Below are 14,561 nucleotides of genomic sequence, written 5' to 3' on the forward strand. Positions count from 1 at the left end.
ACTATGGATATCAATACTAAACGAACCCGGACTACTATTTCTATCGTAATGCTTATTTGGGCGGTCGTCTGCATCGCGGTGACCGGACTGTATGTGGGAAACAATCACGCAGAAGCCGCGACCACGGGAACTCTCACGTCTGACTACGTGTATTTCCGCAAATCACCAAACGGCACGCCTATAAAATATAACGGCTCGGCCATACTCCTAAGGAAGGGTCAGAAGATGACCGTACTGAGCACTTCCAACAAGACATGGTACAAGGTCAAGCTTACATACAAGAAGAAGAGCTACACCGGTTATGTGTACTCCGCATTTATCAAGGTAACAAGGACAACCTCCAAGAAGGCTCACCTTCGAAAAAATGAAAACTATGTATATTTCCGAAAAACGCCAAACGGCACGCCGCTGAAGTATAACGGATCGCCGATCATGCTCATGGGCGGTCAGAGCATGACCGTACTGAGCACTTCCAACAAGACATGGTACAAAGTCAAGCTTACATATAAGAAGAAGCGCTACACCGGTTATGTATATTCCAAGTTCATCGTGATCGACTCCACTTCAGCCACAACAAAGGCCACGACCAAGGCTACTACACAGCAGCCTACCACAGCGGCTCAGGCAGCCAAGAGCGGTTACGTGAATGAAGACTATGTATACTTCCGCCAGACGGCAGCGGGTACACCTATAACCTACAACGGAAGCGCGATCATGCTCATGAAGGGACAGGCACTCTCCGTGACTGATACATCCAACAAGTCATGGTACAAGGTCAACCTCACATACAGCAGCAAGAAGTATACAGGATTTATCTCCTCATCGCTCATCACAATGGGAACATACAAGGAACCTGACGGTAACCAGACATCGGATGCAGCATTTGAAAAGCAATTATCCGCCCAGAACTTCCCTGAGAGCTACAAGGTGCTTCTCAGAAAGCTCCATGCGGAGCACCCAAACTGGATATTCAAGGCGGTACACACCAACCTTAACTGGAACGACGTGGTCAAGAACGAGGTCAACGTACAGGGACGTGTCAACAACCTTGTAAACTGTACATCTTACAGTCCTAACTACGGCTGGAGATCACAGACCGTTGGATACAACTACAAGACAGACTCCTACTCATCATATGATGGTTCAACATGGTTTGCAGCCTCGGACGATCTTGTAAAGTATTACCTCGATCCGAGAACATATATGTCATCCGCAAGCTCCATGTTCGCATTTGAAAAGCTGTCATACGACTCATCACAGACAAAGTCAGGAGTTGAGGCTATATTATCTGGTTCGTTTATGCACAATGCGCACCCAACCGGTTCGACCACCACATATTCGTCCATGATAATCACCGCAGCACAGAAATCCGGCGTCAGCCCTTACCACATTGCTTCACGTATCAAGCAGGAGGTCGGAGGCTCGATAACCTCGGGAACAAACGGTAAGAATGCCACATATCCCGGCATATATAACTTCTACAATATCGGTGCATTTGAGAGTGCATCGGGTAACGCTATAACAAACGGTCTGAGATGGGCTTCATCGGGCACATCGTACAACAGGCCATGGACAACACCTGCCAAATCAATAATCGGCGGTGCGATGTATATCGGAGAGTCCTACATCAACAAGGGTCAGAACACTCTGTATACTCAGAAGTTCAACGTAACCTACACAGACTGCCTGTACTGGCATCAGTACATGGGAAATGTACAGGCCCCTACAACAGAGGCATGGAAGGTATATGATGCCTACAAGTCTTCAGGAGCACTCAACAAGGCCATAACATTTGCCATACCTGTTTACAAGAATATGCCAAGCACAGCAATGAAGATGCCTGCGGCTAATCCGGGCAACCAGAACAACTACCTGAAAACACTCTCTGTAAGCGGCAAGAAGCTGTCACCTACATTTGCAATAAACAGCACTACACAGTACACGGTAAATGTGCGCTCATCTGTATCAAGTGTGAAAATAAACGCTTCACCTGTAAGCAGCTACTCCACAGTGAGCGGAAAGGGAACAAAAACCCTGAAATCAGGAAAGAATACATTTAAGATAGTATGTAAATCCCAGAGTAAAGCTACACGTACTTACACCATAATAATTAACAGAGGATAAGGAGGACTCGGTGGATAACCGTATATGAATATTATGAGGACTACAAGATTTAGCTTTAGAACGTTTATGACAGAAGTTGCATGTGTGTTGACTATGATGCTTTTCATGCTTCATACCACTTATGCCGCTACAGTCGCATTTAGTGTTGAGGTTCCATCCACCACGGTCGTTGTTGGCGATACCGTGAAGATCAAGGTAAGTATAAACGCAGCCGATCAGGCTTTATCAAGCTACAGCTACAATATCACATATGATTCCACATTGCTCAAGGCTGTGAGCGGCGGCACCGTGGAATCTGAGGGCACCGTAAGCTACTCCCAGGCAAATGTAAAGCCTGGAGATGCAATGACAGCAACATTTACATTTACCGCCATTGCAAGCGGAACTGCCAGCATAGAGACATCAGCAGTTGAGGTCATCTCCGACACAGAAGAGTCGATAGACATGACACCGTCATACAACTCGGTAACCATCAGCGACAAGTCAGCCGCCGCTTCCACCGAAGCAGCTTCATCTACTGTCAGCGATACCGGTTCAGAAGCCGAGCCTGCAACACCTCTTGCATTGATCGACAGCGAGACCAAGCCTGTTGTTACTGAGGATGAGGTAGGAACACTCACAGAGGCAGATCAGAACGCATCCGCACCTGCAGATACCCTTGTAAGCGTTCACTCAAACAACAACACTTATAACATCATTCCAAAGCCTAATTCAGTCTCAGTGCCAACCGGATATCTTCCAGTGAAGATCAACCTGAACGACACGGACATCAGAGCTTATATGAAGGGAAGCAGTTCCAACACCGTTCTCCTCTACGCAGCAACAAACGACGGACACCAGGGCTGGTATTTCTTCAATCCAAATGAAGGAACTTTCCTTGACGCAACGGATCTCATCGAGGAGACGGATTCGCTGTCCAGCTTCATAGACAAGCACAAGTTCGTAATAATGCTCATAGCCATCATAGTTCTTGTGATACTGGTCGTTGTCATCATCATCCTTGCTGTCTCACTCAAGGGTCTCATCGCTGATTACGAGGCTCAGATAGACAAGCTGAAGAAGGACAACGAGGAGAAGGAAAGCACAGCAAATGAAACATCAGAAGCTGCCGAGCCTTCCGCAAAAGCCGCTGAACACGTCAGAATGCCTCACCACGACAATAGCGAGGTGCCCACCATCAACAACAAGGCGCTCTTCCCTGGGGACGACGAGGTTATCCACGAGAGTTACGCAGACTCCGATTACGACAATCAGGTATCTCCTGATGAGGACGATGTCATCCACACTGACGACTATGACGACACTGCATTTGAGGATGTCGCCGATGACAGCGAGCCTATAGATTCAGCATTTGACGTCAAAGAGGATACGGAGAGTACGGAGAGCAAGATCCAGGCATCCCTCGACGAGATAGATGCGGCACTTGAATCCGCAAAGAAATACAAAGATTAATACTCACGGAATAACGTGATATACAAAAAGCACATGTATCAGTTTCAATCTGATACATGTGCTTTTATATTTGTCTGAATTTTTTTAATCTGCTTATAAGTATGCTTTCAGCACATCCACCTTGTCCAGCTTCTCCCATGGGAGATCAAGATCTGTTCTTCCGAAGTGTCCGTAAGCTGCTGTCTGCTTGTAGATAGGTCTTCTGAGGTCAAGCATCTTGATGATACCTGCTGGTCTTAAGTCAAAGTGCTCTCTAATGATCTCGACAAGCTTCTCATCTGAAAGCTTTCCTGTGCCAAATGTGTCTACCATGATGGATGTAGGTCTTGCAACACCGATAGCGTATGAGAGCTGTATCTCACACTTGTCAGCCAGACCTGCTGCAACTATGTTTTTAGCCACGTAGCGGGCCGCATAAGCCGCTGAACGGTCTACCTTGGTACAATCCTTGCCTGAGAAGGCTCCGCCGCCGTGACGGGCATATCCGCCGTATGTGTCAACGATGATCTTACGTCCTGTGAGACCACTGTCTCCATTTGGTCCACCTATTACGAATCTTCCTGTTGGATTGATGAAGAACTTGGTATTCTCATCGATGAGCTCCTGTGGAAGAACCTCGTCGAATATATACTTCTTAACGTCAGCGTGGATCTGCTCCTGGCTGACTTCCTCTCCATGCTGTGTTGAGAGAACGACTGCATCAAGTCTTACAGGCTTGTCATTCTCATCGTACTCAACTGTTACCTGTGTCTTACCGTCCGGTCTTAAGTATGGGAGTGTTCCGTTCTTTCTTATCTCTGTGAGCTTTCTTGCAAGCTTGTGGGCAAGTGCTATTGGATATGGCATGTACTCAGGTGTCTCATTTGTTGCAAATCCGAACATCATACCCTGATCTCCGGCACCGATCGCCTCGATGTCATCCTCGCTCATGAGGTGCTCCTTTGCCTCGAGTGCCTTGTCAACTCCCATGGCAATATCTGATGACTGCTCGTCTATGGCTGTGATAACGCCGCATGTATCGCAGTCAAATCCGTACTTTGCTCTGTCGTATCCGATCTCTCTGATCGTCTCACGAACGATCTTCTGAATATCCACATAAGCGTTGGTTGTGATCTCTCCCATGACAAGCACAAGACCTGTCGTGATGGATGTCTCACATGCCACACGGCTCATTGGATCCTGCTCCATCAGTGCGTCAAGCACTGCATCTGATATCTGGTCACAGATTTTGTCAGGATGTCCTTCTGTTACTGATTCCGATGTAAATAATCTTCTTTCCATACTACTTCCTTTCCTTTTTGTACATAAGAAAAACCGCTTCGTATGAGCGGTTTGATCGTGTCTGTCAAGCCTCTCATTGTTCGAGCACAGATCTTGTATCACCTACATATCTGCGTCGCTCAGGTCGGCACCTTCCGAATCTGACATCGGGGTTGCCATGGCTTCTTCGTCCCTTCTGACTCCACCATTCTGAATAAGAGCGTTTTTCTAATATCTATAAATGCAATCATTACTCTATATCATTGAGAGTTATTAGTCAACATATTTTTGGGTGAAATGATGCTTAATGAATTATTTTCCATATAAACCATATAAGCAGCAAATGCAGGGGATAGAACAGATAGAAGAAATACTTGAGCTTCATCCTTCCTCTCTCTCCGCTGTACATATTCACAGGTATCATCGCCAGCAGAGCGTATAGCTGATTCATGCCCAGGCAGAGAATGTATACCAGCGAACTAAGCACTACGATCTCAATGTTCTGCTTCTTATTGAAATATGCCAGAGTATAAGCATCCGCTCCACTCCGCTCCTTCTCGATCAGATAGAACATGACTATGATTCCCACTCCCGCCATGCCGTAGTCGAATCTCAGGAACTCCGCCAGAAGTGCTGCGGCCAGTGCGATCTCGACCTTCCATCTTCCGATTGGCCCCCGGCTATCCATGGCGTATATGGCAAACAGTCCGGCTGTCAGGGTGAAGAATATGTTCTGAGCCCCCGGATACCAGATCGTATCGTGCATTGCCAGATCAAATGGTATCTCTGACACCACCGCAAATATTCCAAGTCTCAGAAGATACCTCCTCACGTCGGATGTACGCAGAAGCCCCTGTACAAGCAGGAATGCAAATACAGGAAATGCCAGACGCCCCACAGCGCGCATTATGTAGTTGTTATCCATGAATACTATGCCTATGTGATCTACGGCCATACACACACAGGCTGTCAGCTTGAGCGCATTTGACGACAGCCGCCTCAGCCCTCTTTCCTCAGTTTCTTCATTATACTCCATATACAGTCCTTTCCTACCGCCTGCTCTTTCTATCAGTAACACCGTAACAGAAAAACAGCACATGACTTATGTTCATCATGTGCTGCTCTTCTCACAAAACCTTATATATCTATCTTCTATCGTCTAGATTCTCTTTCTGAGAGCCTTAGACAATGCTGACAGCTCCTCTGTATCAGCCTTACCCGGTATCCAGGTCATAGTCACGTTGTCCTTGATGTATCTTGGAACAAGATGCATATGGAAGTGGAATACAGTCTGGCCTGCTGCCTCGCCGTTGTTCTGAAGGATATTCAGTCCGTCCGGATTCAGCTCAGCCTTCTGTGCCTTTGCCACCTCTGTAGCTATAGTAAATATCTTGGCTGCTGTCTCAGCATCCATGCTGTATATATTGTCAAAATGTTCTTTCGGGATAATAAGCGCATGGCCCTTGTTAGCAGGATTCACATCAAGTATTACTCTGCAGATACTATCCTCATAAACTGTCGCTGATGGAATCTCACCGTTGGCTATCTTACAAAAAATGCAATCGTCCTTATTCATATAAGTTTTACCTCCTCATTGCCTCTATCCATTGTAAACCATCTGACAAAATATTACAAGCACCAAAGAGAACACCAGTTTTATACACCAGTCAAATAATTCTATAATATTGACATGTAAAATTCATTTTTCCTGTCCCTGCCCTGCGGAAATGTCTTTCTGGCACCGGCTATGACCGCAGGATCCAGCTCCGCAACGAGCAGTCTGTCGCTCACCCTCCTTCCGCCCATCTCGTTGCCGTAGACATCATATATATGTGAGCTCGGGACATATCTCTCCCTTTTACCCATGCCCACTCTGTTCACGCCTATCACATATGCCTGATTCTCAATGGCCCTCGCCCTGAGCAGCGCTTCCCACTGGGCAACTCTCTCCTCAGGCCAGTTGGCTATCACAAGTATGGCATCGTAAGAATCCCTCGCCGCCGAAAATATCTCCGGGAATCTGAGATCATAGCATATGTATCCGCCCAACCTCAGATCCTTGACATTCGCCTGACAAATGCGGCTGCCTGCCCGGTACACCCTGTCCTCACCGCTGAACGAAAAAGGATGTATCTTTGCGTAATCCATGATCACCTCATCACCGCTGACAATCGCCAGCTTATTTTCAAATACCTTCCTTCTGCTCTCATCAAACTCACCGCTTCCATCTGCCATGAAAGCTTCTATATAACCAAATGCCATGGCCATATCGTATTTCCTGCTGTTCTCCATGAAAAACGAAACGCTCTCCGGTATCTCACCATCCCTGTACGCCTCCCACATGTGAGCGGGCATCATGGTAAATCCCGTCAGCGTCATCTCAGGAAACACCAAGAGCTCAACGCCATTCTCATATGCCTCCTGCATGACCTCAAGACAGTGCTCCCTGGCATACTCCTTATCCTCGTATCCAATATCGATCTCCGTGATTCCGACCTTTATCATATCCCGCCTCCTGTGTATACACTCTGTATATCGTTCGAATTCTATATTAAGTATTTTACACAATAACGTGTGTTTTGCAAATGTTAACCTGTGTTTAAAATTTATGGTTGACATTCCTCCCATGTGTATATATAATGTCAACCATAGCCCTTGTGTATAGGTTAACAAATCCAGGCAGTATTCGTCATCAGCCCGTCGAAACTACCTGGATTTGTTGTGAATAAGCTGTACACAGGCATTACAATCATTGGAGGATTATTACAAATGAAAAAAGCATTTACCACTGTAGAGCTGGTCATGATGGCCATGTTCACTGCAATTCTGTGTGCATCCGCTTACCTGAGCATTCCAACACCGCTCCCTAACGCAGCACACATCACATTACTCAACTTTATGATAATTCTGATAGCTCTCGTATTTGAGCTCAGAGACTCAACGATCATAATAGCACTTTGGATGATCATGGGTGCCATCGGCGTTCCTGTATTCATCGGCGGAGGCGCAGGCCTTGGATATCTGTTCGGAGTATTCGGTGGATACACCTTCTCATTCATCATTGCATCAATCGTAGTCGGTCTCATCAAAGGCAAAAAGTACAAGAGACTTAAGTATACCATCGTTGCGATCATAGGTGTCGTGATCATTGATATCGTGGGAATGATCTGGTGGAAGTTCAACGGTAACCTCACATGGAAGGTTGCATTCTTATCAGGTTTCGTGGCATTCATTCCACTCGACCTCGTTAAGGCTGTCATCGCCGCACAGCTCGTTCCACTGTTCAAGAGACTTCTCCCTGAGAAGGACGACAAAGAGGCCAATGAACAGGCAAAAGAAGCCTGATTAATGGAAATACACAAACTTAAGTGCAATTATAGCTGTCGGCTATGATTGCACTTTTTTGTTACCATCTCGTTTAGTAAACATATTTACTAAAATTAAAAGGGTCACAAACCCGTATGTTATCATTTTTGCGGGTGATCGAATGCAGTATATGGAATTTAGCAAGGATAAAAAGTATATAGAAAGAATCCGGGGACTGCGGGAAGATCATGACTTTACACAACAATATGTTGCCCGCTATCTGAACACCTCACAGACCATGTACGCACGTTATGAAAGGGGCGCAAGCGCGCTGCCAATCCATCACCTTATATATCTCACCGAGTTATATAACGTGTCATCCGATTACATTCTTGGAATCACCAACAACCCTGTTCCATACGAAGAATATTACAGAGAAGCCGCTGTCACCGACCAGGATCCCAGATCACCGGGAAAATACAATATACACTGGAAGGGCAACAGCTAATTCTTTCCCGCACATTTGACCACTATCAACCTGTCACCGGCTTTCACGTCATCCCCCTCAAGGCTGTTGAGCTTTCTTATGGAATCAAGACTGGAATAATACTGTTTTGCGATCGACCATATGCTGTCACCGTCACGCACAACATAGCCCACTATACCTGGCGCCACCGCTTTCTTCTTCATATCGACCGGAGCCACCGTCATGTCATCGATAAGCTCTATCTCTTTCCGGGTAAATATGGTCATTCCCATATCCACTATGGCTTTTATCTCCACCTCGTCATTGCCCGGCAGCGCCGCCGTGATCTGATTGAGTGCAGGGGTAATCCTGATGGAATCCTGAGTTCTGAGCGGAACAGTCTCCACCCTGTATGAAAATGGAGCTACCACCTCCATCTGACACAGAGGTCTGCTGTCATCCGAAGACACATAAAGAACTGCCGCCTTCACAGCACCCTCGACGACCACGGCATCATCCGCCGGCCTGACATCGTCTATATCCACACTGCCCGTCACATTTACGATCTGGAGAATGGACGGCTGGCTGCTCTTGAGCCTCTCCTTCTTCACGACCCTCGTCTTTGCATTGTTTCTCATGAGAAGGTTCTCGTAACTGAATCTGCTCCTGACGGGATCGACCTGCGCAGAATATGAGAACATATCCTTGAGAAGGTCTGCCTCCACGTCCTCGTACACCTTGATGTCCACATTGAGGCTGCTCTCCACCTGGAGTATCCTGTCCTCACCGCCGTCATTTGCACGCACGGACACCGAACCGCGGGATGCGGTTATCATATCGTCCAGTATCATATCCTCGTCTATTCCATCGCAGTTCACAGTGTCCTGGAACTCCCTCGTGGCGCTGACATACTGCACCGGAGCCACCTCGTCATCCGGCTTGTATATGACAAATATGTCCATCTTGCCGCTTATATGTACCCCCACGTCCGTGGCACGGCTCTCTATCTCCGAGAAGTTCACCTGATCCCACAGCACACGTCCGATATTCGGCTTATTTGCCGGGATCTCTATGTCCTCCTTTATCTTCATTATGTCTCTGGAAGACGCCGCAAGATTTGTAAAGCTTACCTTCTCCGTCATGCACTCTATACCAGAGCCGTTTGCTATGCCCACGGCGCCCTCTGCGGTGATCTGCTGGCACGCCCAGAGCTTCACGCCCACAAGCCCTCTCACCTCGTATTTTCTGGAATTTATCACGGTCACGTACAGATCCTCCAGCACACCCTGTACGGAAACCTTATCTCCCAGCGACAGTTCATCCGCATTTATCGTCTCCTCAAATGGCAGTTCTCCGTCATGGCTCTCAAATGAATCCCCCTCCCGGTCCGTCTGGTATAGGATGGCGTAGCTCACAGTTCCTGTGATGCGCGCCTTGCCCTCCATGACGTCTATGTTTTCTATCGTCACCTGTCCTTTGCTGGCTATCTGTCTGTCTATATCCCCCTTCACATCAGGGACATTGAAATCATCATCCACGGTAAACTCAACATATTTTGCCGCCTTAAGATTCGTCGTTGTGATCCTGTTCTTAGTAAGCTCCATATTTTCCCCACCTTATTTTTTATGATATACCGTTCTACTTGAATACAACCGGAAGATCCATCTTCACTATCCTGACCACCATATAAGGAAATGATACATTGTCCCCCTTCACGCCATCCGTCGGAGTCGCCACCTGCCTTAAAACTCCCTTGATGTAAATGGCATTGTCGTCCTTGTACATCTCCTCCAGAGTCACCCCAACGTCATCCCTCTCCTGCATGCCCGCAGCGATGACTATATATGTATATGTGCTGTTTGAATATACGAGATTAAATGGGTTTTCCTTCTTTTTGTCTATGATGGTAACCAGTTCATCCGGCAGCATGGTCTCATCGCACACGTCATAGAGCAGCGGCTCACCACTGTCCGACACCTCAAACCTTGCACATCCAACGCAGAATATCATGAGCTCCAGTGCAACCACCAGCAGGAAGGTAAGTCTGCCCCACATTCTCCCTCTTAGAAACTCTTTTTCATTTTCCACATGTATCACCTCCACCATTTGCTTTTTAAGGTGTCTGGCTGTCATTTTAAGCCACTTAACACACTTTGGTATAGTATATGTACCCCATTTGCTCTTTATGTCTGTAAACGCAAAAAAGAGGCGGGATATCCTGTTTGATATCCCGCCTCCGTATCAGAAGCTCGTCCTTCTGTATATTATTCTGTATATTATTCTGTCATTCTACTCTGCGTCTGCAGGTGCGCTCTTCTCAGCCTCGATCTCGGCCTCAGCCTCTGGTGTGACCTCGATTCCAAGCTCAGCGAGCTGTTTGTCGTCTACATAGTCAGGCGCATTTGTCATGAGACATGATGCATCCTTTACCTTAGGGAATGCGATTACGTCACGGATAGAATCCTGCTTTGCCATGAGCATGACCAGACGGTCAAGACCATAGGCAAGTCCTGCGTGAGGTGGTACTCCGTACTTGAACGCATCCAGAAGGAATCCGAATCTCTCGTGAGCCTGAGCCTTTGTAAAGCCAAGGCACTCGAACATCTTCTCCTGAATGTCATCCTGATGGATTCTGACTGAACCTCCACCGATCTCATTTCCGTTTAATACTATATCATAAGCCTTTGCACGAACCCTGCCCGGATCAGAATCGATGTACTGAAGATCCTCCTCCATAGGCATGGTAAATGGATGGTGCATAGCTGTGAATCTGTTCTCCTCGTCTGACCACTCAAGAAGTGGGAACTCTGTGATCCACACGAATCTGTATACATTCTTGTCCACAAGTCCCATGAGCTCTGCCAGATGGCATCTCAGTGCGCCGAGGACTGTCCATACGATCTTTGTCTTGTCCGCTGCGAACAGAAGCAGGTCGCCAGGCTTTCCATCCATGGCTGCCACAAGGGCGTTCATCTGCTCCTCTGTCATGAACTTGGCAAATGATGACTTGTAGCTTCCATCCTCGTTGATAACTATATATGCAAGTCCCTTTGCGCCGTATGTCTTTGCATACTCGATAAGGGCATCTATCTTCTTTCTAGGCATGCTTCCCTGTCCCTCGGCATTGATACCGCGGACTGTTCCGCCATTTGCAAGGGCACCTGTGAATACTCCGAACTCACAGTCCTTGACAACATCGCTGACATCCTTGAGCTCGAGTCCAAATCTGAGGTCAGGCTTATCTGAACCAAATCTGTCCATTGCCTCCTGCCATGTCATTCTCTGAATTGGAAGCTGGATGTCGAGATCAAGTATCTCCTTGAAGAGCTTTGCAAGAAGACGCTCATTTACATCGATTACATCGTCAACGTCAACAAATGAGAGCTCCATATCCATCTGGGTGAACTCCGGCTGTCTGTCTGCACGGAGATCCTCGTCACGGAAACATCTTGCGATCTGGAAATATCTGTCGTAACCAGAGCACATAAGAAGCTGCTTGAAGAGCTGTGGTGACTGTGGCAGAGCGTAGAATGTACCAGGGTGTACACGGCTTGGCACAAGGTAATCTCTTGCTCCCTCTGGTGTTGACTTGGTCAGCATAGGTGTCTCTATCTCAAGGAATCCCTCATCTGCCATGAACTGTCTGGCGATGGTGGCTACCTTACTCTTCATGATAAGATTTCTCTGGAGATCAGGACGTCTGAGGTCGAGATATCTGTACTTGAGCCTTATCTCCTCCTTGGTCTTGCTGTTCTCCTCTATAGGGAATGGAGGTGTCTCTGCCTCTGACAGTATACGGAGGCTGCTTGCAACGACCTCGATGTCTCCTGTTGCAAGGTTCTCATTCACTGCACCCGCACGCTTGCACACTGTTCCCTCGATGGCTGCAACGAACTCTGAACGGAGCTTTCCTGCCTTCTCGAAGCACTCTGCGCCACACTGTGACTCCTCAAATATAACCTGTAATATTCCACTTCTATCTCGAAGATCTACAAAGATTATTCCACCTTTATTTCTGCTCTTCTGAACCCAGCCCATCACGGTAACTTTCTCACCTATGTTGGCACTGCTAACCTCTGTACATCTGTGGCTTCTCTTAAGCCCCTGCATAGATTCTGCCATCTTACGCTATCCTCCTAAAATTAAAAACTTTCCTTATGTCACTATACACTTTTTTCATTTTTCGTCAAGACCTGGAATATCGCCGTGAAGCACCTGATCCACCCTGCTCATGATGTCTGTGGTGTTGATCAGCCGCTGGAACGCCAGGAACGCCCTCATGTCGAAGTGTCTCACCTCATCTATCACCATTCCAAATGCCGTATCCGCGTCAAATGCCTTCCTGTATGGTCTGTCGCTGACCAGTGCACTGAACACATCGCACACTCTGATAAGTCTTGCGCCGAGTGGTATCTCCTCGCCCCGCATCCTGTACGGATATCCCGAGCCGTCATAGTTCTCATGGTGATAGTGCACCATATCCACTATGTCCTGATCGTAGCCCTCACGCTTAAGTATCTCCGCGCCAAGCTTGGCATGCAGCCTGACGTATCTCATCTCCTCGATCCTCATCGCACCCTGCCGCCGTCCATATATGTAAGGACTCACCTGCAGCTTGCCCACATCGTGCAGCATTCCCGCCACGGCAACCTTGTGTATGAATTCCTCATCACAGCCCAGCTCCCTCGCCAGCTCAGATGCCAGTACACTCACACACATTCCATGGCGCACCGCATCATTCATATCAACTGAATAGCATTCTTCTGCATCCTTCTCCAATGCTAATCCCATATAAATCCCGCTTTCTTACGCTCGATCATCTCATCTATTCGAGCTATATAATCGTCTACACTCTTACAATTCTCTATTCTGTCTATACGTGTCCCCTCTGTCACTCCGTCATGTCCTGGTCTCACCACAAGCTTCGATGAACTTCCGGCACCGAGACCGATGATGTCAGTCCTCTCCTCCATGATGAGTATATTGTACAGGCACTCAAGCCCCGGCTTCGAGTAACCCACGTTCTCCAGATTGCCGGTCATGTTCTTCTGTCTGTACAGATAGTATGGATCAAGCCCCATCTCAGCCGCCGCCCTCGTAACAGCACCGAGCTGGCTGTCTATATCCGACTTCAGGGTGTCACGGTATTTGTCCATCTCTATGTTCAGATTCGCCGCCCTCTTGATGGCAAGGGTGTGAACCGTCAGACTTTCAGGGGAAAGCTCCTTCACCTGTCTCAGCGTGTTCTCCACACTGTCCGTGTCCTCTCCCGGAAGTCCCACTATCAGATCCATGTTGATGTTGTCAAAGCCCGCTCTCCGGGCATTCTCCATGGCTATGACCGTCTGCTCCGGCGTATGTGCCCTGCCTATGGTCCTTAGTGTCTCCTCGTTCATGGTCTGTGGATTTATGCTTATACGCGTCACTCCGTGGCGCTTCATGACCTCAAGCTTGTCAAATGTGGTACTGTCCGGTCTGCCCGCTTCTATGGTGAACTCCCTCACCTGTGACAGGTCAAATGACTTCTCTATCATGCTGCAGAGTCTGTCCATATGCTCCGCAGATATGGATGACGGCGTTCCGCCTCCCACATATATTGATATGAGCCGTTTTCCGGAATATGCCTCCGCAACGTATGCCATCTCTTTCTCGACTGCGTCCAGATATGCATCCACCTTATTCTTATATACCGCGATCGGATATGAGGTAAATGAACAGTACAAACATCTTGTCGGACAGAACGGTATGCCTATATACAGACAGTATTCGTCCTCCTCCGCCACAGAGTCTATGATTTTCTTCTCCCTGTCAGCCACCGCCACTGCCAGCTCGGCTTTCTCACGGGAGGTTCCATATATCTCCTGGTAGTTTCCTATTATATCCTCTGAGGTCATCCCGGCTTCCATATAAGACACAGCTATCTTCGTAGGTCTGATACCCGTCAGGGAGCCCC

General features: G+C 47.7%; 13 protein-coding genes and 1 riboswitch. Of the genes, 4 read left to right on the top strand and 9 right to left on the bottom strand.

Annotation, left to right across the window (positions count from 1 at the left end):
• Window positions 1-3 precede the first annotated feature (3 nt).
• Both CCU_RS08515 and CCU_RS08520 read left to right on the top strand, forming a co-directional pair.
• Window positions 4-2,124: a cadherin-like beta sandwich domain-containing protein gene (locus CCU_RS08515; protein ID WP_022217501.1), complete on the top strand. Its 2,121-nt coding sequence runs from the start codon at window positions 4-6 to the stop codon at window positions 2,122-2,124.
• Window positions 2,125-2,229: 105 nt separating this feature from the next.
• Window positions 2,230-3,576 (top strand): cohesin domain-containing protein, encoded by a 1,347-nt coding sequence (locus CCU_RS08520; protein ID WP_243440879.1) that lies wholly within the window; start codon window positions 2,230-2,232, stop codon window positions 3,574-3,576.
• 93 nt (window positions 3,577-3,669) lie between these two features.
• On the opposite strand, the gene metK is transcribed toward CCU_RS08520, so the two are convergent.
• The 4 genes from metK to CCU_RS08540 all read right to left on the bottom strand — a co-directional run bounded on the left by metK (window position 3,670) and on the right by CCU_RS08540 (window position 7,341).
• Window positions 3,670-4,857, bottom strand: coding sequence for a methionine adenosyltransferase (gene metK / locus CCU_RS08525; RefSeq protein WP_015534316.1), 1,188 nt, complete (start codon window positions 4,855-4,857; stop codon window positions 3,670-3,672).
• A 70-nt stretch (window positions 4,858-4,927) separates the two neighbouring features.
• Window positions 4,928-5,057: riboswitch (SAM riboswitch) on the bottom strand.
• An 83-nt stretch (window positions 5,058-5,140) separates the two neighbouring features.
• Window positions 5,141-5,872, bottom strand: coding sequence for a TraX family protein (locus tag CCU_RS08530; RefSeq protein WP_015534317.1), 732 nt, complete (start codon window positions 5,870-5,872; stop codon window positions 5,141-5,143).
• A gap of 123 nt (window positions 5,873-5,995) precedes the next feature.
• Window positions 5,996-6,412, bottom strand: coding sequence for an HIT family protein (locus CCU_RS08535; protein ID WP_015534318.1), 417 nt, complete (start codon window positions 6,410-6,412; stop codon window positions 5,996-5,998).
• Between the two features lie 101 nt (window positions 6,413-6,513).
• Entirely contained in the window at window positions 6,514-7,341 is an 828-nt protein-coding gene (locus CCU_RS08540; protein ID WP_015534319.1) for a nitrilase-related carbon-nitrogen hydrolase, read from the bottom strand.
• A gap of 264 nt (window positions 7,342-7,605) precedes the next feature.
• Between CCU_RS08540 and CCU_RS08545 the strand changes: the two genes are divergently transcribed.
• Entirely contained in the window at window positions 7,606-8,181 is a 576-nt protein-coding gene (locus CCU_RS08545; RefSeq protein WP_015534320.1) for a biotin transporter BioY, read from the top strand.
• A gap of 151 nt (window positions 8,182-8,332) precedes the next feature.
• A complete protein-coding gene (locus tag CCU_RS08550) occupies window positions 8,333-8,650 on the top strand; it encodes a helix-turn-helix domain-containing protein (protein WP_117875344.1) in 318 nt (105 codons plus the stop codon).
• On the opposite strand, the gene CCU_RS08555 is transcribed toward CCU_RS08550, so the two are convergent.
• The 5 genes from CCU_RS08555 to hemZ form a co-directional block, all read right to left on the bottom strand.
• Window positions 8,647-10,212, bottom strand: a complete 1,566-nt coding sequence (locus CCU_RS08555) for a DUF3794 and LysM peptidoglycan-binding domain-containing protein (protein ID WP_015534322.1) — start codon at window positions 10,210-10,212, stop codon at window positions 8,647-8,649. The genes CCU_RS08550 and CCU_RS08555 overlap by 4 nt on opposite strands.
• A 34-nt stretch (window positions 10,213-10,246) precedes the next feature.
• Window positions 10,247-10,696: a protease complex subunit PrcB family protein gene (locus CCU_RS08560; protein ID WP_238051193.1), complete on the bottom strand. Its 450-nt coding sequence runs from the start codon at window positions 10,694-10,696 to the stop codon at window positions 10,247-10,249.
• Window positions 10,697-10,897: 201 nt separating this feature from the next.
• Window positions 10,898-12,730 carry an aspartate--tRNA ligase gene (aspS, locus tag CCU_RS08565; protein WP_015534324.1) on the bottom strand — a complete coding sequence of 611 codons (1,833 nt, stop codon included), beginning with the start codon at window positions 12,728-12,730 and terminating at the stop codon, window positions 10,898-10,900.
• Window positions 12,731-12,784: 54 nt separating this feature from the next.
• Complete coding sequence (locus CCU_RS08570; RefSeq protein ID WP_015534325.1) at window positions 12,785-13,399, bottom strand: HD-GYP domain-containing protein; 615 nt, start codon at window positions 13,397-13,399, stop codon at window positions 12,785-12,787.
• A partial coding sequence (gene hemZ, locus CCU_RS08575) for a coproporphyrinogen dehydrogenase HemZ (protein ID WP_208896119.1) occupies window positions 13,390-14,561 on the bottom strand: 1,172 nt, incomplete at its 5' end. The genes hemZ and CCU_RS08570, both read right to left, overlap by 10 nt.

This window comes from Coprococcus sp. ART55/1 (genome assembly GCF_000210595.1).
Lineage (GTDB): Bacteria > Bacillota > Clostridia > Lachnospirales > Lachnospiraceae > Coprococcus > Coprococcus aceti.

What these genes read in the sequence shown, in the direction of transcription:
- CCU_RS08515 (WP_022217501.1), top strand. Translation starts at nt 4, where the DNA reads ATGGATATCAATACTAAACGAACCCGGACTACTATTTCTATCGTAATG.
- CCU_RS08520 (WP_243440879.1), top strand. Translation starts at nt 2,230, where the DNA reads ATGCTTCATACCACTTATGCCGCTACAGTCGCATTTAGTGTTGAGGTT.
- metK (WP_015534316.1), bottom strand. Translation starts at nt 4,857, where the DNA reads ATGGAAAGAAGATTATTTACATCGGAATCAGTAACAGAAGGACATCCT.
- CCU_RS08530 (WP_015534317.1), bottom strand. Translation starts at nt 5,872, where the DNA reads ATGGAGTATAATGAAGAAACTGAGGAAAGAGGGCTGAGGCGGCTGTCG.
- CCU_RS08535 (WP_015534318.1), bottom strand. Translation starts at nt 6,412, where the DNA reads ATGAATAAGGACGATTGCATTTTTTGTAAGATAGCCAACGGTGAGATT.
- CCU_RS08540 (WP_015534319.1), bottom strand. Translation starts at nt 7,341, where the DNA reads ATGATAAAGGTCGGAATCACGGAGATCGATATTGGATACGAGGATAAG.
- CCU_RS08545 (WP_015534320.1), top strand. Translation starts at nt 7,606, where the DNA reads ATGAAAAAAGCATTTACCACTGTAGAGCTGGTCATGATGGCCATGTTC.
- CCU_RS08550 (WP_117875344.1), top strand. Translation starts at nt 8,333, where the DNA reads ATGGAATTTAGCAAGGATAAAAAGTATATAGAAAGAATCCGGGGACTG.
- CCU_RS08555 (WP_015534322.1), bottom strand. Translation starts at nt 10,212, where the DNA reads ATGGAGCTTACTAAGAACAGGATCACAACGACGAATCTTAAGGCGGCA.
- aspS (WP_015534324.1), bottom strand. Translation starts at nt 12,730, where the DNA reads ATGGCAGAATCTATGCAGGGGCTTAAGAGAAGCCACAGATGTACAGAG.
- CCU_RS08570 (WP_015534325.1), bottom strand. Translation starts at nt 13,399, where the DNA reads ATGGGATTAGCATTGGAGAAGGATGCAGAAGAATGCTATTCAGTTGAT.